This is a genomic window from Curtobacterium citri, assembly GCF_030362955.1.
Taxonomy (GTDB): domain Bacteria; phylum Actinomycetota; class Actinomycetes; order Actinomycetales; family Microbacteriaceae; genus Curtobacterium; species Curtobacterium citri.
In genome coordinates, this window is the sequence record NZ_JAUCML010000007.1 from 58,957 (window position 1) to 77,560 (window position 18,604).

At 69.6% G+C, this 18,604-nt stretch carries 12 protein-coding genes; 6 read left to right on the plus strand and 6 right to left on the minus strand.

The annotated features are described in order from the left end of the window. The first annotated feature begins 166 nt into the window (after positions 1-166). Complete coding sequence (locus QUG92_RS11585) at positions 167-2,650, plus strand: hypothetical protein (RefSeq protein WP_289459173.1); 2,484 nt, start codon at positions 167-169, stop codon at positions 2,648-2,650. 57 nt (positions 2,651-2,707) lie between these two features. Here QUG92_RS11585 and QUG92_RS11590 read toward each other — a convergent pair whose 3' ends face one another. Further along, complete coding sequence (locus QUG92_RS11590; protein WP_182046391.1) at positions 2,708-3,856, minus strand: class I SAM-dependent methyltransferase; 1,149 nt, start codon at positions 3,854-3,856, stop codon at positions 2,708-2,710. 146 nt (positions 3,857-4,002) lie between these two features. Between QUG92_RS11590 and QUG92_RS11595 the strand changes: the two genes are divergently transcribed. Continuing rightward, positions 4,003-4,659: a GntR family transcriptional regulator gene (locus QUG92_RS11595; RefSeq protein ID WP_289459174.1), complete on the plus strand. Its 657-nt coding sequence runs from the start codon at positions 4,003-4,005 to the stop codon at positions 4,657-4,659. Between the two features lie 253 nt (positions 4,660-4,912). Here the strand turns inward: QUG92_RS11595 and QUG92_RS11600 are convergent, their stop codons facing one another. The 5 genes from QUG92_RS11600 to dnaK form a co-directional block, all read right to left on the minus strand. Further along, positions 4,913-6,619, minus strand: a complete 1,707-nt coding sequence (locus QUG92_RS11600) for an Ig-like domain-containing protein (RefSeq protein WP_289459175.1) — start codon at positions 6,617-6,619, stop codon at positions 4,913-4,915. 70 nt (positions 6,620-6,689) lie between these two features. Next, complete coding sequence (locus QUG92_RS11605) at positions 6,690-7,100, minus strand: heat shock protein transcriptional repressor HspR (RefSeq protein ID WP_182046444.1); 411 nt, start codon at positions 7,098-7,100, stop codon at positions 6,690-6,692. A 116-nt stretch (positions 7,101-7,216) separates the two neighbouring features. Next, positions 7,217-8,218, minus strand: a complete 1,002-nt coding sequence (locus QUG92_RS11610) for a DnaJ C-terminal domain-containing protein (protein WP_289459176.1) — start codon at positions 8,216-8,218, stop codon at positions 7,217-7,219. 23 nt (positions 8,219-8,241) lie between these two features. Then, a complete protein-coding gene (locus QUG92_RS11615) occupies positions 8,242-8,889 on the minus strand; it encodes a nucleotide exchange factor GrpE (protein WP_289459177.1) in 648 nt (215 codons plus the stop codon). Between the two features lie 2 nt (positions 8,890-8,891). Then, the gene (dnaK, locus tag QUG92_RS11620; RefSeq protein WP_289459178.1) at positions 8,892-10,763 is read right to left on the minus strand and encodes a molecular chaperone DnaK; all 1,872 of its coding nucleotides are present in this window, start codon (positions 10,761-10,763) and stop codon (positions 8,892-8,894) included. Between the two features lie 260 nt (positions 10,764-11,023). Between dnaK and QUG92_RS11625 the strand changes: the two genes are divergently transcribed. The 4 genes from QUG92_RS11625 to QUG92_RS11640 all read left to right on the plus strand — a co-directional run bounded on the left by QUG92_RS11625 (position 11,024) and on the right by QUG92_RS11640 (position 18,571). Then, positions 11,024-15,631 (plus strand): hypothetical protein, encoded by a 4,608-nt coding sequence (locus QUG92_RS11625; protein ID WP_289459179.1) that lies wholly within the window; start codon positions 11,024-11,026, stop codon positions 15,629-15,631. 102 nt (positions 15,632-15,733) lie between these two features. Continuing rightward, positions 15,734-17,116 carry a tyrosine-protein kinase domain-containing protein gene (locus QUG92_RS11630; protein ID WP_289459180.1) on the plus strand — a complete coding sequence of 461 codons (1,383 nt, stop codon included), beginning with the start codon at positions 15,734-15,736 and terminating at the stop codon, positions 17,114-17,116. A 42-nt stretch (positions 17,117-17,158) separates the two neighbouring features. Further along, positions 17,159-17,593, plus strand: a complete 435-nt coding sequence (locus QUG92_RS11635) for a hypothetical protein (RefSeq protein WP_289459181.1) — start codon at positions 17,159-17,161, stop codon at positions 17,591-17,593. Between the two features lie 75 nt (positions 17,594-17,668). Further along, positions 17,669-18,571 (plus strand): ankyrin repeat domain-containing protein, encoded by a 903-nt coding sequence (locus QUG92_RS11640; RefSeq protein ID WP_182046400.1) that lies wholly within the window; start codon positions 17,669-17,671, stop codon positions 18,569-18,571. Positions 18,572-18,604: the final 33 nt, after the last annotated feature.

The window sequence follows — 18,604 nt, forward strand, 5'->3', positions numbered from 1 at the left end:
CGACGAACGGGAGGCCCGTGGCTGCGCAGCCACGGGCCTCCCGTCCGTCGTGTGCGGACGTACCGGCCCTGCCCGCGTAGTGCACGCGCTCGAGATAGTTTCGGTATTCAACATACAACATGGGTCCTCGACCGCGACGTCTCCGATCGCGGACAGGAAGGAATCCATGCGCAAGATCACCCGCGCCGCAGCCGGCACGGCACTCGGCCTCGTCCTCACGTCCTCCGGTTTCGTGGCGGCGACCGCCGCCCACGCCGACACGGACCTACCGGCCATCCCCGGCGCGTCCGCCGAGCGCCCGATCCCGGACAGCTTCACCGGCTTCTCCGAGATCCAGGGCGCACCGAGCACCAGCGAGCGCGAAGGGCTCAGCGTCTTCGGGGCGGACCGCTCGAACCCGTCGATCGCCGTCACGAGCTCAGTGACGAAGGGTCGCCTCGAGGTCGTCGACCAGCGCGGTCGTCTGCTCTGCAGCGGTAGCAGCGCTCCCGCCAACGCACACCTGTACTCGTGCGACCTCGCGGCGATCCCGTCCGGGCCGCAGGTGATCACCGCTGCGGTCGTGAAGCCGAACGGGCACTACAGCGAGCCCGACCAGGCGCTGCTCGACGCGTACGCCGCTGCTCCGGTCGTCACCGCGACCGAGCGCAAGGGCGACGACCTCGTCCTGCGCGGGAACGCCAACCGGGGCATCCGCGTCGAGGCCTCCCTCGACCGCAAGGAGATCATCGCATCCGGTGACGCGGGCACCGACGGCCGTTTCGAGGTCCGGGTCCCCGGCGGCGCCTCCGCGAAGCAGGTCGCACTGCGTGCGGTGAACGACGACGTGCCGGCGAGCACCCCCGACCACGACCACTTCGCCGTCAGCGGCTGGACGGACGTCACGCCGGCGACCGGCGGCGAGCAGCCCGGCGAGGGCCAGTCACCCGTCGAAGCCGTCACGAACCTGCACGACGGGGACACGGTCGACACCGCGGAGCCGGTCTTCGAGGGCACCGCTCGCCCCAACGGCCGCGTCCGGATCGACACCGGTTCACTGAGCGGCCTGGCGATCGGCATCGCGACGGCCGACGAGCACGGGAACTGGTCGACGAAGGCCAGCTTCCTGCGTCCCGGTGACAACGCGCTCTCCGTCTCCTACGAGCGTCCGGACGGCACGTGGCGCACGGCGCAGAGCCTCCTCGTCCACTACGTCCCGAAGGTCGACCGGTTCACCGTGCAGACGCCGGCGAACGGCAGCACCGTGACCGAAGCCCGTCCGAAGATCACCGGCGCCGGCGCGCACGCCTACTCCCCGGTCGACCTGCAGACCGCTGACAGCTACCGCCCGATGGGGCACGCCCGGACCGACGCGAGCGGCGAGTTCGTGCTCGACGTCTCCGAGGACCTGAAGCCCGGCGTGAACGAGCTGACCGCGTCCTACCAGGACCTGAACGGCAAGTGGAAGACCGAGTCCTACACGCTGACCTACGACGACGGCAAGGGCGGCGAGCAGCCCGGCGACGGCCAGTCGCCCGTCGCGGCCGTGACGAACCTGCACGACGGCGACACCGTCGACACGGCGGAACCGATCCTCGAGGGCACCGCTCGTGCGAAGAGCCACGTGCGGGTCTCCATCGACGGGCTCACGGGCCCGATCATCGTCGACACCACCGCCGACGACCACGGGAAGTGGTCCGCGAAGGCCAGCTACTTCCGCCCCGGCGACAACTCGGTGGTCGTCGCCGCCGAACGCGCCGACGGCACCTGGCAGCGGACGCAGGACCTCCTCGTCCACTACGTCCCGAAGGTCGACCGGTTCACCGTGCAGACGCCGGCGAACGGCAGCACCGTGACCGAAGCCCGTCCGAAGATCACCGGCGCCGGCGCGCACGCCTACTCCCCGGTCGACCTGCAGACCGCTGACAGCTACCGCCCGATGGGGCACGCCCGGACCGACGCGAGCGGCGAGTTCGTGCTCGACGTCTCCGAGGACCTGAAGCCCGGCGTGAACGAGCTGACCGCGTCCTACCAGGACCTGAACGGCAAGTGGAAGACCGAGTCCTACACGCTGACCTACGACGACGGCAAGGGCGGCGAGCAGCCCGGCGACGGCAACGAGGGCGGCCAGCCCGGCGACGGCGGCACCGAGGAGCCCGGCGACGGCGCGTCCGACACCGCCTTCAGCGCCGACGCGCTCCGCGTCAGCGACCGCCAGGTCGACGTCGGCGTCCACGGCCCGAAGGGCACCGAGGTCACCGTCTCCGCCAACGGCGAGAGCAAGAAGGTGACGCTCGGCGACACCGACTACGGCAACACCCTGATCACCGCCCCGAAGAAGCTCACGACGACCGTGACGGTCACCGCCACCATCGCCGGCGAGCAGGTCGAGCGCACGCTGACGATCGGCAACGGCGACCACGCCGCCGACGCGCTCGAGGCCGAGGTCACGAGCACCAGCGCGCTGCTCGGCTCGGCGAAGATCACCGTCTGGGGCCTGCCCTCGGGCATCGGCGGCCTGCAGGCACGTGAGGGCGACCGCACGCTGGCCACCGGCGTGATCAAGGACGACGGTGAGGGCAGCATCTCCGTCTCCGGCCTGACGAAGGGCGACCACGTGATCACCCTCGTCTCCGGCGGCAAGCAGACGCAGGTGTCCGTGCACATCTGACGCTGACCGCACAGCGAGGCCCCCGTCACCACGGTGACGGGGGCCTCGTGCGGTCCCTCAGTCCGAGCGTCGCGACGCGGTCACCGTGAACTTGTCGGTCCGGACCACCTGTCGCGTCGGCCCGACCAGACGCTCCAGCACCGGCCGGTAGCGCAGGTGCGAGTTCCAGACGCACCACAGTTCGCCGCCGGTCTGGAGGACCGTGGCCGCGTTGCGGAACATCGCCTCCGCCGCGTCGGTGCTCACCGTCGTGCCCTCGTGGAAGGGCGGGTTGCAGAGCACGAGCCCGGCCGAGCCGGAATCGAGCTCGTCCCCCGCGTCCGACCGGACGACCCGGACCCGGTCGGCCACGCCGTTCGCCACAGCCGTCGCCCGCGTCGACGCGACCGCGATCGCCGACACGTCGGTCGCCACGACCCGCACGGACGGGCGCCGCCGGGCCAACGCGGTCGCGATGACCCCGTTCCCGCACCCGAGGTCGACGGCGACCCGCGCCGACGGCACGGCGTCGTCGACGACACCGAGCAGCACGCGCGTGCCCTGGTCGAGCGACGTCCCCGCGAACACCCCGCCGTGCGCGACGAGCGTCATCCCGAGCTCGTCGACGTGCACCGAGCGCGGCCAGGGGTTGGTGGCGTCCGCGCGCACCGCCGTCGCGCGGAGGGGGTCCTGCGCCACGAGCAGCCGCGACTTCCCCCGCCCCCGCGAGGCGGTGACCTCCCCGAAGTACCGGCGGAGCACGTCGTTCTGCGACAGGTTCATGTGCTTCGAGACCCCGCCGCAGAGCAGCACGACGTCGGGCGCCGCCCACCGGGCGACCGCCCGGGCGAGCTCGTCGAGCCGGTCGTTCGACTTCGACAGGCGCAGCAGCACCAGGCGGACGTCGCGGAACGCCTGCTCGAGCGTCTCGGTGAGCACGAAACCGCTCCGCCCGAAGGTGCCGGCGTTGGCCTGGAGTGCGCGCACGCCCACCAGCGAGTCCTGGACGACCCGGACGCCCGAGGCCCCGTGCACCGTCATCGCCCCGAGGGTGAGCACCCCGTACCGGTCGTCGACGACGGCGACCTCGCCGGGCTGCCGGAGCGCGTCCCCGTGCACGTGCGGCGCCTCGTCGAGCAGGAAGCGGTCGGTGCCGTCGATGGCCACGAGGTCGGGCTCCTCGCTGGCCGGGGAGCGCCGGAAGTGGTCGGCGAAGTCGAATGGCACCGCCCCAGGGTACCCAGCCCCACCCGCACGCCCGCGCGCCGGCGGGAACCAGCGGTATATCACCGGGGTCACTGGTATCCCAGCGTCGTACGCTCGGAGGAGACCGCCGGACGGACGACCAGCGGCACGACGAGCGAGAGGGGCCGATGTTCGCTTCGCCAGACGCCGTCCTCCGTCCCCGCCTGCGGGACCAGGCACGGGAACGACTGCGTACCGAGATCATGAGCGGCGTCCTCGCCCCGGGCACCCTGCTCGACGACGAGCAGCTCGCCCTGCGGCTCCGCTGCTCCCGGACGCCCGTCCGCGAAGCCCTGTCGGACCTCGGGCACCTCGGACTCGTCGAGTTCCGGCCGAACCGCTACACCCGCGTCACGGTGCCCCGTCGCGACGAGCTCGTGCCGACCCTGCAGGCGCTGGGTCTGCTCTTCGGCGGCGTCGTGCGGACCACCATCGGCGACATGGAGGACCGTGACCGTGCAGCGCTCTTCCGCCGCGTCGGCCTCGTGCTCGACTGCATGGCGATGCCCACGTGGCAGTGGGGCGCCGACGCGATCACCCCGGTCTACCGGACGTTCATCACCGCGTGCGACAACCCGCTGCTGGCGTCGACCCTGAGCGGCGCCCTCGACGGCCTGACGTACCGCCTCCGGCACGACGACATCCGTGCCGCGCTGCCGTGGGAGCACATCCGCAACGGGCTCGTGGCACTCCGTGTCGCGATCGACTGCCGCGACGGGCGACTAGCGGAACGGGCGACCTGGACGGTGCACCTGCTGCAGGACCCCGACCGCGGACGGGCCTGACGTGTGCAGCACCTGCCTCCGAGCCGTGATCGCCGACGTGCGGTCCCGCCGGACGGCGCGTTGCCTGCCCGAGGACGAACGACCGGCACCGCGCCGGTGCCCGGTGGTCGACGCCACCCTGGACGACGTCCGTTCGGACCCGGAGCCCTGACGCTCGCCCTCCCCTGGCCCGCGGTGGGCGCCGGACGAGGACGGGCCCGGGAACGCACCGCTCGGTGCGCTCCCGGGCCCGTGCCGACGGTCGGGTCCTCGATCAGGACGCCGGCACGACGAGCACCCGGTCGGTCGTCGTGTTCGCGCCCTTCGAGAGCGCGGTGGCGACGAGCCGGTGCTCCTCGATGGTGAGCGGTGTCGTCGTGATCGCCCACCTGCCGTCCGCGTCGGCGGTCACCGTCCCGTACCGGTCTGCGTCGCCGCCCTCACCGAGGCTGACCCGCGCACCGGGCTCCGCCGTGCCGCTGACCCGGACCGTGTCCCAGACCGGGGTGATCTGGAACCCGTCGGCGGGCGAGTAGATGCGCACGCCGTTGCCGTAGTCCACCGGGACCTCCACCGAACCGGTCGGCTGTCCCGAGGTCGTCTGCGTGACCGTCAGGGTCTTCGCTCCCGAGGCGTCCGGCGCCGGGATCGTCACCGACCACGTGCCGTCGGACGCCACCGTCACCGGCTGGGGTACGAACCACGCTCCGCCGATCGAGACGGTGGATCCCGCCTGCCCCGTCCCCGAGAGCGTCGCACGCTGGGTGACGTCCTCCGAGAAGCGCACGGCGGCGGTGAACGGCCTGCCGACGACGGTCGTCGTGGTGCGCGCCGTCGTGTCGAAGGTCGCGTTCGTGAAGCCCCCGGCGAGCGTGCCGGTCATCGCACCCGAGGTGGTGGCGACGTCCGCCGGCGTCTCGACACGGAAGGTGAAGCGGAACTGCTGACCCGCGGCCACGTCCCAGTTGCGGTTCCCCAGCTGGTACTCGTACCGGGTCCCGTCGGTGGAGCGCTCGCCGCCGACGATCGAGTTGCCGCCGAAGGTCCGCCAGGTGTCGCCGTCGAGGTACTCACCGCGCTGCTGGTCCTGTCCGGGAGCGAACGTCGCCCCCGCCGGCGCCTGGAGCGTCAACCGACCGTTCGGCGTCGTGAACGCGGACTTCGCGGTGTAGGTCACGGACACGTCGGAGGTCCCACCCCGCGTGAGCTCGGCCGTACCCGGCTCCCCGACGATCTGGTCCGTCTTGACCGGGTCGACGATCGTCACCGACGCGCTCTGCTCGTCCACGAACTGGCCACCGACGTACTGCTGGATCGTCCGCGTGTTCGACCCGAGCGAGAGCCCCCCGATCGTCGCCGACCAGAGCCCCTTCGCGTCCGCCGTGGCCAGCTCGCCGCCGCCCTGCAGCCGGATCGAGGCGTGCTTCGTCGCCTGACCGGCGACGGTCATGGTGCGGGCCGCGTCGTCCTTGCCCGTGGAGTTGATTCGCAGTGGAGCGGTCTCGTACGGCCTGGTCACGTTGCCGAGCCGGACACCCTTGTTCGAGTTCCAGTACCACCACAAGCCGTCGTACACCGAGCTGTACACGGTCCCGGCATCCCGGGTCTGGCCCTCCGCCCACGACGCCGGCCACGGGACGAAGTAGCCGCCCGTCGTGTCGACCCGGTCCGCGATGCGCTCGCCGTCACGGTCGATCAGGCTCTTGACGTTCCAGCACGCCCCGGTGCACTGCGGCTTGGCGAAGACGTAGTAGCCCGAGGCCGCTGACCGGACGCTCACGCCGGACGGTGTCTGTGCGAAGGCGAACTCGCGCGGCTGCACGTGGTGGTCCGGAGACGTCCGTGCGCCGGTCGCGGCGTCGAACAGCTGCTCGGACGACGCCTCGGGCACCGCAGAAGCGCCCGTGGCAGGGCTGACGAGTACGAGGGCGAGCGCGGCGCAGGTGATCGCGGCCAGACGCCGCAGGGACGGTGTTCGCAAGGGTCCTCCTGGTGGTCGGTGGGGTCCGGAACGGACGCCTCCACTGAACCAGAAGGTGGAATACGGTGTTTCAGTGCTGCGGTCGGTAGAGCACCACCGCGGTGTTCCGCTGGGGGCGCATACCCGCCCGCAACGGCACGGCGCCGCCGGTCGTCGTCGCCGCGAAGACGCGAGCGCCCGGGCGCGCGATGAGCTGGTCGGCCAACGCCCGCTCGAGTTCGCGCACACGATCACGCAGCAGCTGGTTCTCGTTCTCGAGGTCGAGCACCCGCCGGATCCCCTCCAACGACACGCCCTCGGAACCGAGCCGCGCGATCTCGCGCAGCTGCGCGACGTCGCGCATCGAGTACCGGCGGGAGCCGCCGCGCGTGCGGCCCGGAACGACCAGGCCGAGCCGGTCGTACTGCCGCAGCGTCTGCGGGTGCATCTCCGCGAGCTCCGCCGCAACCGCGATCGCGAAGACGGGCGAGTTCTCGTCCATGTCGGTCATGGTTCGTTCCTTTCCGTCGTCCGCGTGGTGCAGGACCAGCCTGGAGGCTCGGCGAGCGCCCGTCAGGAAGCCGCGCCGAGCCTCCAGGCTGGCTCATGCGAGCAGCGCTAGCTGCGCGCCTTCGCGAGGAGGTCCTCGCGGGGGTCCTCGTCGGGCAGTACGGCGCGGAGGGCCTCGACGGCCTCGCGCTGCTTGTCCGACAGGTGCGACGGCACCGCGACCTGCACGGTCGCGAGGAGGTCGCCGGTGCCGCTCTTCGTCGTGACCCCGCGTCCCTTGACGCGCAGGACGCGACCGGACGGTGTGCCGGGGGCGACCTTCAGCTTGACGGGCTCGCCGCCGAGCGTCGGCACCTGGATCGTCGCGCCGAGGGCGGCCTCGGCGAACGTCACGGGGACGTCCACCCGCAGGTGCTGCCCGTCGCGCTCGAACACCGGGTGCCTCCGGACGGCGACACTGACGACCAGGTCGCCGGCCTCTCCCCCGTCCGGGCTCGGCTCGCCGCGCCCGCGCAGGCGGATCTTCTGCCCGTCGGCGACGCCCGCGGGGATGCGGACGTTCACCGGCCGGCCGTTGCCCTGCGAGAGCTTCACGGTGTCACCGGTGATCGCGGTGGTGAAGTCGAGCGTCGTCGACGCCGTGACGTCGCGGCCCTTGGTCGGACCACCGAAGCCGCGGAAGCCGCCGGAGTTCTGCCCGAAGCCGCCGCCACCGAACATGCCGCCGAGGATGTCCTCGAAGCCGCCGGCACCGCCGCCGCCCTGGCCGAAGCGGACGCGCTGCCCGCCACCGCCCTGCTGCCCGAACATGCCACCGAAGACGTCCTCGAAGCCGCCCTGGGCGCCCGGGCCGCCCGCGGTGAAGCGGGCGCCCGAGCCCATGGCGCGGACCTGGTCGTACTCGGTGCGCTGCTCCTTGTCGGAGAGCACCGAGTAGGCCTCGCTGATCTCCTTGAAGCGGGACTCGGCCGCAGCGTCACCCGGGTTGGAGTCCGGGTGGTACTGCCGGGCGAGCTTCCGGTAGGTCTTCTTCAGCTCAGCGTCGCTCGCCGTCTTGTCGACGCCGAGGACCTTGTAGAAGTCCTTGTCGAACCAGTCCTGACTGGCCATGAATCCCTACCTCCTCCCGGGCGTCAGGCCGGGACCGCGACGGCGACCTTGGCCGCACGGAGCACGCGGTCGCCGAGCTTGTAGCCCGGCTCCACGACGTCCGCGACGGTCTGGTCGGTCGCACCCGGCGTGGGCAGCTGCACGATCGCCTCGTGCACGTTCGGGTCGAAGGGCTCGCCCTTCTCGCCGATCTGCACCAGCTTGAACTTCTCGAAGCCGCCGCGGATCTTCTGCCCGATGACCTGCATGGGGCCCTCCGTCAGGTCCCCGTGCGCCTCGGCGCGGGTGAGGTCGTCGAGGGCCGGCAGCAGGGCGCGGACGACCTCGGCGATGACGGCGTCGCGGTTCGCCTCGCGGTCGCGCTCGACGCGCTTCCGGAAGTTCACGAGCTCCGCCTGCGCCCGGAGCATGTCCGTGCGCATGTCGGCGACGAGGTCGCGGTCGGACTGCGAGAGCTTGTCCTCTTCCATGCCACGTGCTGCGTCGTCGAGCAGGGCCTGGTCCTCCGGCGACAGGTCGTTGTCCGGCCCCCCGGCGGCGGGGGCGTCCGTCGGCACTTCGACGTCCGGCCCCTCCGCCTCGACGAGGTCCTCGGGCTCCTGCGCGTTGGTGGCGTCGCCCTCGACGTGTGGCTCGCCGTCCTCGGGCACGTTGTCCTTGGGATCCGTCATCGTTACTTCTTGTCCTTGTCGTCCTCGTCGTCCACGACCTCGGCGTCGACGATGTCCTCGTCGTCCGCCTGCTGCTGGCCCTGGTCGCCGGCCGGCTGCTCGCCACCGGCCGCGGCACCCGCGTCCTGCTGGCTGTAGATGGCCTGGCCGAGCTTGCCCTGCGACTCGTTGAGCTTGTCGAAGGCGCTCTTCACGGCCTCGTCGTCGTCACCCGCGAGCGCGGACTTGAGGGCGTCGACGTCGCCCTGCACCTCGGACTTGACGTCCGCGGGGAGCTTGTCGTCGTTCTCCTTGATGAGCTTCTCGATCGAGTAGACGAGCTGCTCGGCCTGGTTGCGACGCTCGTTCGCCTCGCGACGGGCCTTGTCCTCGGCCGCGTGCTCCTCGGCCTCGCGGACCATGCGCTCGATGTCCTCCTTCGGCAGCGAGGAGCCGCCGGAGATGACCATCGACTGCTCCTTGCCGGTGCCCTTGTCCTTCGCGGACACGTGCACGATGCCGTTCGCGTCGATGTCGAAGGTGACCTCGACCTGCGGGACGCCACGGGGAGCCGGCGCGATGCCGGTGAGCTCGAAGGTGCCGAGCGGCTTGTTGTCACGGGTGAACTCGCGCTCGCCCTGGAAGACCTGGATCGCGACCGACGGCTGGTTGTCGTCGGCGGTCGTGAAGGTCTCGCTGCGCTTGGTCGGGATCGCGGTGTTGCGGTCGATGAGCTTCGTCATCAACCCGCCCTTGGTCTCGATGCCGAGCGACAGCGGTGTGACGTCGATGAGCAGGACGTCCTTGCGCTCGCCCTTCAGCACACCGGCCTGCAGCGCGGCGCCGACGGCGACGACCTCGTCCGGGTTGACGCCCTGGTTCGGCTGCTTGCCGCCGGTCAGGCTCTTGACGACCTCGGCCACGGCGGGCATGCGGGTCGAACCACCGACGAGCACCACGTGCGCGATGTCGTTGACTGAGACACCCGCCTCCTTGATGACGTCGTTGAAGGGCTTCTTCGTGCGGTCGAGCAGGTCGGAGGTCATCTGCTCGAACTGCGCGCGCGAGATGGTCTCGTCGAGGTTGAGGGGGCCGTCGGCGGTCAGCGTCAGGTACGGGAGCTGGATGTTCGCCGACATCTGCGACGAGAGCTCCTTCTTGGCCTGCTCCGCCGCTTCCTTCAGGCGCTGCTTGGCGATCTTGTCGGTCGACAGGTCGACACCGTGCTCGCTCTTGAACTTCTTGACCAGGTGGTCGACGATGCGCTGGTCCCAGTCGTCGCCGCCGAGGCGGTTGTCGCCCGAGGTCGCGCGGACCTGGATCGTGGAGAAGTCGTCGTCCTTGCCCACCTCGAGCAGGGAGACGTCGAACGTGCCGCCACCGAGGTCGAAGACGAGGATGAGCTCGTCCTCCTTGCCCTTGTCGAGGCCGTAGGCGAGCGCCGCAGCGGTCGGCTCGTTGATGATGCGGAGGACGTTGAGGCCGGCGATCTCACCGGCGTCCTTCGTGGCCTGGCGCTCGGCGTCGTTGAAGTACGCCGGGACGGTGATGACCGCGTCCGTGACGTCCTCGCCGAGGTACTGCTCGGCGTCGCGCTTGAGCTTGCCGAGGGTACGGGCCGAGATCTCCTGCGGCGTGTAGCTCTTGCCGTCGATGTCGACCTTCCAGTCGGTACCGATGTGGCGCTTGACGCTCGCGATGGTGCGGTCGACGTTCGTGACGGCCTGGCGCTTCGCGGTCTCGCCGACCAGGACCTCGCCGTCCTTCGTGAAGGCGACGATCGACGGCGTGGTGCGGAGGCCCTCGGCGTTCGCGATGACGGTGGGCTCGCCGCCCTCGAGCACGCTGACGACCGAGTTGGTGGTTCCGAGGTCGATGCCTACTGCACGTCCCATGTTGTGGTGCTCCTTCTGTTGGTTCGTGGTCTTGCTGAAGCCTACGCGGAGTTGCGTCCGCTGCACTCAAGTTTACTCGGGATGGGCGGCACGTCAAGCGCCGGACGCGAAAGCTGCGTCGAGGCGGCTCAAGGCGGCTCAAGGTGGTCGTGCGTATCCATCACACTCGGCATTGCTTCAATGAGATCATGCAATATTTCACATGTTCACATTGGAGCCGTGTGTCCGCACGGCCGATCCCGAAAGACATCTCCTCTTACATGAAGAAGACACTCCGAGCAGTCGGGGCCGCTGGCCTGGCTGCCACCACCATCGTCACAGGACTGAGCTTCGGGCCCGCCGCTGCGACCGCGGCAGAGGAAGCCGGCAGCGAGACACGCCAGCTCGTGCTGCACGCCGGCGGCAAGTACTGGTCCACCGGCCCGGCGGATTCGGCTTCGCTCGTCCCGATCACGGCGCATGCCACCCGCGAAGCGGCGGAAGCCGCTGCGCAGTGGTGGGACATTCCGGTGCGCAGCGGCGGCAAGCTGCGCCTGACCGGTACGGATTCGTGCCTCACCGACATGCTCAACTACGAACTCAAGCTTCGCCCGTGCAGCACAGCCCAGTCGTGGAAGATCACCACCGACGGCGAGCTCGCAAGAGTGGACAACAACCAGAGGGTCAGGGTCGACGCGTCCACATCACGCCTCCGGATCGGGAGTTCTCTGCCGCAGTCACCGGTGACGCTCGACGTCGGGAGCGACCTGGTGCGCGAGGGCGGCCGCCTCGTGCGGGGCCGTACTTCGGACTGGATCCTGCTCGCGCCCTCGTCCGGGGACTACCAGGGGAACGGCTACCTCACCGTTCCTGCCGGCATGCGGATCATCGATGCCGAGGGGCGGACCTACAACGGGCAATTCGGCGGCGTCAGAGTCCCCTACAACCACACGATCTCCGAAGACGGGCGCACTGTTCGTCAGTGGCGGGACGGCAACAGCTCTGGCGACAACCTGCACTGGGGGCCGGGCAGCAGCCCCTGGGCGGCGATCGCGGTGAAGGTCGCCGTGGACGAGGACTTCGCGGGTTCGACCGCAGACTTCGGGCTCACGGTGCAGCGCGTGCTCGCGGACCAGCGGATCACCTACTCGCGGTCGACCGCTGTCCCGATCGAGGGCATGACGGCGTCGGGCCGTTACGACCAGGCAACCGATGCAGTGACGCTCTCGATCAAGGGATCGGCGAACGAGTCTGTCATCATCGCCGATCAGGACGGTAAGCACGGCAAGACGTACCAGATCGGGAGCTCCGGAACCCTGGACCAGGTCCTGCCCGACGACGTCGGCTGGGGCGAGCGAGTGCAGGTCTCGTTCGGAGGATCCCAGCCGATCGACGTTGCGACATCTCGCACTGCAGCGATCACGGACATCGAGATCGACTGGAACGAGACCGCTGACCTGGTGTTCAGTGGGACCGCCGTCCGCTCCGGTGCCAACGTCTACGTGAGCCCGAGCCGCTACGCCGACGACGCAGTGCAGGTCATCAAGGCAGGTTCAGACGGCAAGTTCTCCGCGGAACTGAACGCCGATGCATCCAAGCTCCGCGACGCTTTCGTGTTCCAGTACGTGCAGGGGGTGCGTACCCCGGTGACGGTCGACAACCGTCCGGAGCGCCTCAACGACGTGAGGATCGTCAAGGTCGATTCGAAGGGGGTGACCCTCGAGGCCGACCTTCCTGACGACGGAGATCGCAAGCACGCCGCGTTCGCCTACGAGGACTACACGAGGACGCCCTTGCAGCGGCCGGAGTCAGAAAGGAACAGCGACAGTGTCGGTTGGTCGACCGACGCTGTCGGGGCGACGACCGTCCAGGTGCCTATCGAGTGGGCTGCACTCGCCCTGGTGCCGGGCGCGTCCCGGACCGTGGCCGTTCAGACCGGCGCCTTCGACGGACGTTCCTGGGTGAACTCCGCAAGTTCGCTCAACATCGTCGTCACGCGACCGTACGATCTCGCGGCGTCGGCGCACTACGACAGCGGAAGCGACTCGTTCACGCTCTCAGGAACGACGTTCGGCGACAAGGCGATCGTCCAGGTCAGCGCAGACAACGGCGCCACCTGGAAGAACGTGGCACAGGCCACGGGCAACAAGTACGAGGTCCGGTTGGACCGGCGCCTCACGGCCGGCACGAGTCTGCGCGTCCGAGAGCTCTACTCCGAGCGCTCCGTCACGGTTCCGCTGCACGAGGCAGCGCTCTCCGACGTGGCCGTGGGCAAGACCGGCAGCAAGCGGACACTGACGGCGAAAGCAGGCAGCCCCAACGCAGTCGTGCACGTCTCCAGCGGTGACACCAAGGACGGCGACTACCAGACGCTGACGGCTGGTGCTGACGGATGGATCCGCGGCGTCGTGCTGGACGAGGTCCCCGCGGACGTCACGTCGGCGACGATCTGGGGCGGCGACCGCGGTCAGCGGACCACGGTGAACCTGCCCCTGACGTTCGGAGCGAACGTCGGCGACGTCAACGTCGAGAAGGGGACGGCGTTCCTCTACGGCTTCGTGCCGTCGGATGCGGATCGCGTCGAGGTGCAGTGGGGCAGCGAGACCCGGAACGTCACGCCGCAGGGCGAGGCCTTCTCGGTCGCTCTGGACAAGCTCGCCCTCGGCAAGAACACCGTCACGGTCCGCGCGTTCGCCGGCAAGTCCCCCCTGGGCACGACAACCGTCGACGTCGATCTGCGGGTGCAGGACGTCACCGCGTCTGCGAAGTTCGACGAGGACCCGCAGACGGTCGTGCAGCTGGGCGGTAAGGCCACCCCGCACGTGAAGGTCGAGATCCGTCGCGGGCGAGAGACCGTCAAGACGGTCTCCGTGAGCGCGGACGGTACGTGGACCGCCGGCGTGAACGCACCGAACATGACCGGCGTCGACACCCTCGAGATCGCCCAGGTGATCCGGGGCGCAGACAACGGCGTGGTGGAACTGCCGGTCGACTACGGCGTGGGTACCGAGATCACCTCGCCGGAGGACGGCGCCGCGCTCGAGCCCGGCAGCACGCTCGACCTCGAGGGCAAGTCACAGCAGGGCGCCCTCGTCAAGGTGTTCGAGAAGGGCAAGCCGGGCTCGATCCTCGGCTCCGCCGAGGCGAGCAAGCAGGACGGCACCTGGGACATCGCGGTCAAGGACCTCGAAGACCGTGAGTACCAGCTCGTCGCGTCGACGGTGAGCAAGGGCTACAACACCACCACCACCGAGATCACGATCAACCCGGGCAAGTCCGCCGTCGCGAAGCCGACCGCTGAAGCCAGCTTCCTCAGCGACATCACGAAGAAGGCAGTAGTGAGCGGCACCGGTGTGAACGGTGGCGAGATCACGGTGAAGAACAAGGCCACCGGCGAGACGATCGCCGGACCGGTGAAGGTGGTCGACGGCAAGTGGTCGACGGAGATCGACCCGATCGGAGCCGGCTCCCACGAGCTGGTCATCGAGCAGACCGGGGTCGACGACGGGACCCAGACCGCCGAGACCACGATCGACTACGGTGCCAGTGTCGGGATCACCGGCCCGTCCGGCACGGTCCCGCCCGGAATGGTGACGGTCTCCGGAACGGGCCAGGACGGTGCCGAGGTCACCGTCCAGGCCGGTGACGAGCAGGTCGAGACGACCGTGTCCGGCACGACCTGGTCCGCCGACATCGAGATCCCGGGCGGCACTTCCTCTGTCAAGATCACGGCGACCCAGCAGTCCAAGGGCGCGCTGAGCACGTCCTCGTCCACCGAGGTCGTGCCGAACGGTTCCCAGGAGGCGACCGCGGTCGCCATCACCGAGCCCACCGATGGCTACTACACGCCGGGCGAGGTCACGCGGATCGCCGGTACGGCGACGCCGTACGCACAGGTCACCGTGCGCTCCGACTGGGACACGCTCGCCCCCGTCATGGCGGACCGCAACGGCAAGTGGGAGGTCTGGGGCTGGTTCGGCCCGTCGTCGTCCTACAACCTCGTCGCCTCGCAGGAGCGTGTCGACGGCAGCACGTCCGAGTCGGCCGTGTTCAAGCTCGCGCCGAAGGGTTCGTCCGAGCACAAGGAGGTCGCGATCACGACGCCGAGCGGCTTCTACTCGCCCGGGGAGACGACGCTCGTCCGCGGAACCGCGACGCCGTTCGCCCGCGTGGACATCTCCGCGTCGTTCGGGTACCTCGACACCGTGTACGCCGACCAGAACGGCGACTGGGCATGGTGGGCGCACATCGGACCGAGCGCGATCTACGAGCTGACGGCGACGCAGACCCGCGGCGACGGCTCCACGAGCAAGTCGAACACGATCGTGCTCAAGCCCGAGGCCGACCAGTCATCGCCCGTCGTGATCGACACGCCGAGCGGCACGTACAACCCGGACGGCCAGACGAAGATCTCCGGCACCTCCAGCCCGAACGCCGTCATCACCCTGAACGCGAGCTGGGGCCCGCTGGAGCCGACGGTGACCGCGGACGACAACGGTTCCTGGACCTTCTGGGGTGACCTCGGCCCTTCTGCCGAGTACATCCTGACGGCACGTCAGGAGCGGACGGACGGGACCTCGAGCACGTCGAACACGATCACGCTGAAGCCCGTGGTGCCTGCTGATGCTCCGGTGGTGATCGACACCCCGAGCGGCACCTACGTGCCCGGCGCCTGGACCACGATCTCCGGCACCTCCGCGCCCGGGGCAGAGATCACGATCAGCGCCGACTGGGGACCGTTCGGGACGACGCAGGCTGACAGCCGCGGGAAGTGGTCCTACAGCGACAACATCGGACCGAGCGCCGTGTACAACCTCACCGCGACCCAGAAGCGCGCGGACGGGACGTTCAGTGACTCCAACACGATCACGCTGAGCCCCGCGAACTGAGTCCATCGGCGGACGGCCCTCCCACGGGCCGTCCGCCGATCACTCGTTTGCATAACACACGTGATATACTGGTACGGTCGTCATCCACGATCGGAGTCCCCCTTGACCTTCACCGACATCGCCCGCGCGCTCCGTCGCTCCCGAGCCCTGGTCGCCATCGCGACGCTCCTCGGAGCACTCCTCGGAGGGGGTTGGACGTGGTTATCGACCCCGCAGTACGACGCGATCACAGAACTCTTCGTGGCCGTGGAGCCATCAGGCACAGACGTGACGCAACTCGCGCAGGGGAACAACGCCGCACAGCAGAAGGTCACCTCCTACCTCGCGGTGATCACCAGTGCGAGCGTGCTCGAACCGGTCATCGAGGACCTCGGTCTCGAGCAGGACGTCGAGGAACTCGCAGAGCAGATCACCGCGATCTCGCCCGCGAACAGCGTGCTCGTCGACATCACGGTGCGAGACCCCGAACCGAAGACGGCGCAGCACATCGCCGACGCGGTGGCCCGCTCGTTCATCGACGTGGTGACGGAGCGCCTCGAGAAACCAACCGACGGCGGCACCTCGCTGGTGCGCCCCGAGGTCATCCAGCCTGCGGAGACGCCCAGCGCTGCCGCAACGCCGGGCCTCGTCGTCAACGTCCTCCTCGGACTGGTCGCCGGCCTCACGACAGGCATCGGGGGCGCCCTCCTCCTCCAGGCCCTGGACACCAGGCTGCGAACGATCAGCGACCTCGAGCAGGTGTCAGATGCGCCGCTGCTCGGGACGATCAGCGTCGAAAATTCGCTCGAACGTCGACCGCTCATCGTGCACACCGATCCGCGCAACCCCGTCGCCGAGGCCTTCCGGGCCCTCCGGACCAACGTCCAGTTCATCGATCTGCAGAGTCCGACACGGACACTGACCATCACCTCGGCTCTGGCCGGCGAAGGCAAGAGCACCATCGCGGCGAACCTCGCGATCGCGATGAGCGAGAACGGTGGACGTGTCGCACTGGTCGACGCCGACCTCCGTCGCCCCCGCGTCGCGGCGTTGATGGGCTTGGAGGGGTCGGCAGGCCTGACCGACGTCCTCCTCGGACGAACGGAACTCGATGACGTCATGCTCCCGTGGGGTGTCGGCGGACTCAGGATCCTCCCCGCCGGGCAGGTCCCGCCGAACCCCAGCGAGCTGCTCGGGAGCTTCGCGATGTCGAAGTTGGTCGAGCAACTCGCGGCCGACTTCGACACGGTGATCTTCGATGCACCACCGCTGCTCCCCGTGACGGATGCCGCGGTGCTCAGCCGCATCACCGACGGCGCCGTGCTGGTCATCGCCGCAGCACGAGCCACCCGCCATCAGGTCGCCACCGCACTCCAGGCCCTGTCCAACGCTCGCGCGGCGACGCTCGGGCTGGTCATGAGCAAGGCCTCCCGCAAGGGGTCCGACTCCTACGGGGCCTACAGCACGTACCACGAGGACCCGTCCCGATCCGGTCGGACGCCCTGACCCCCACCAACAAACCGAAGCACCACGACACAAGGAGAGCCAATGTCCACCAAGAACACACTCGTCGCCCTGTCCCTCGGTCTCGCACTCGCGGCGACGCTCACCGCCTGCTCGGGTGCCGCGACGAACGACAAGGCGTCGAAGTCCACGTCCCCCGCACCGACCCGTTCGCCGTCGACGGAGTACAACGTCTGCAAGGACGGAGTCGCTCGGATCCTCGCTTCCGATCTCACTGCTGACGACGAGTTCTCCCTCGACTGCGACCGCGTCTCCATCGTGGGCGCAGCGACGCCAGGTTCGACGATCGAGCTCGGCGCGGTGTCGAAGCTCGTGGTCGAGGGCGACGGCGTCATCGTCCATGCAGCGTCGGCGAAGGAGATCATCGTCCCCGGCAGTCGGAACACGATCACCCACGGGGGCGAGAGCACCGTCCAGGACATCGGGCAGGACAACACCGTCGAGCAGCAGGAGCGCTGACCGTTCCCCCGCCACGCGTCGCTGCTCCTGTCACCCAGGTCCCTCGGGAGCAGCGACGCCCGGTAGCCTCGAACAGTGCGATGGAGTCGAGTGGGTTGGCCCGCGGCCGGGTACGTCTCACTCGAGGACGTCGAGGGGTACCCGCAGTACCTCGCCCGTCTGATCGTCGACGCACCGCCCTCGGTCGCGGCTCTCGCATCGATCACCTGGAACGAGGCTCGGTTCGCCGAGTGGCAGGTCAGCGGTGTCCCCGATGACGCCGCCGGCGCGGGCTCGGCGCCGGGGCAGACCCTGCACGCGACCGTGGTGGTCCGGACGGACGAGGTGCTCGACACCCCGGACGGACTGTGGCGCCGGTGGAACCACGCCAGGGTCACGCTGCGGTTCTCCCGCGCAGTGCTGGAGCCGGAGGACATCGAGTCACTCGCTCTGCTCTCGGGCGACGTGCAGGTCTCACGAGGCGAGATCGCACACGTGGACGCGGACGTCTGGGAGCTCCGTCTGCTGGTCTCGCCGACGGGTGAACTAGCGGTGCACTTCCGCGATGTGGCGATCGAGGTCTGTCCCGTCGACGGAGCGGCCTGGTCCGAGCTGGAGGGACGGCCACCACACGGCTGGCACGGGCCGGTGCCGGACGGCTGGGTGGAGTGGGCCTCCCCCGCGGTGCGCGCGGCGGCGCACGGTGACATCGGCGGACTCTCACTCGAACTGGACGGGTTCACTTCCGCGTCGTCCGGCATCGACGATCTCGACCCGCGCTGGGGGCTGGCGCCGCTGCACGCTGCCACCTGGTTCGACCGACGGAGTGCAGCCGAGGCGCTCCTCGAACGCGGAGCCGATGTCGACCTGCGGGACGCGGCCGGCCGCACGGCGCTCGACATCGCACGCGAGCGCGGCGCTCGCGGCACGGAACTGCTCCTGCGCGCCGTGATCACGAGTGACTCTCCGCAGCGGGAGGATGAATCCACAGGCATGTGAAATGTCTTGCGCTGGAACTCTCGGGCGGCAAAC

Coding starts and splice junctions, on each gene's coding strand:
- QUG92_RS11585 (WP_289459173.1), top strand. CDS start 167: ATGCGCAAGATCACCCGCGCCGCAGCCGGCACGGCACTCGGCCTCGTC.
- QUG92_RS11595 (WP_289459174.1), top strand. CDS start 4,003: ATGTTCGCTTCGCCAGACGCCGTCCTCCGTCCCCGCCTGCGGGACCAG.
- QUG92_RS11605 (WP_182046444.1), bottom strand. CDS start 7,100: ATGGACGAGAACTCGCCCGTCTTCGCGATCGCGGTTGCGGCGGAGCTC.
- QUG92_RS11610 (WP_289459176.1), bottom strand. CDS start 8,218: ATGGCCAGTCAGGACTGGTTCGACAAGGACTTCTACAAGGTCCTCGGC.
- QUG92_RS11615 (WP_289459177.1), bottom strand. CDS start 8,889: ATGACGGATCCCAAGGACAACGTGCCCGAGGACGGCGAGCCACACGTC.
- dnaK (WP_289459178.1), bottom strand. CDS start 10,763: ATGGGACGTGCAGTAGGCATCGACCTCGGAACCACCAACTCGGTCGTC.
- QUG92_RS11625 (WP_289459179.1), top strand. CDS start 11,024: ATGAAGAAGACACTCCGAGCAGTCGGGGCCGCTGGCCTGGCTGCCACC.
- QUG92_RS11635 (WP_289459181.1), top strand. CDS start 17,159: ATGTCCACCAAGAACACACTCGTCGCCCTGTCCCTCGGTCTCGCACTC.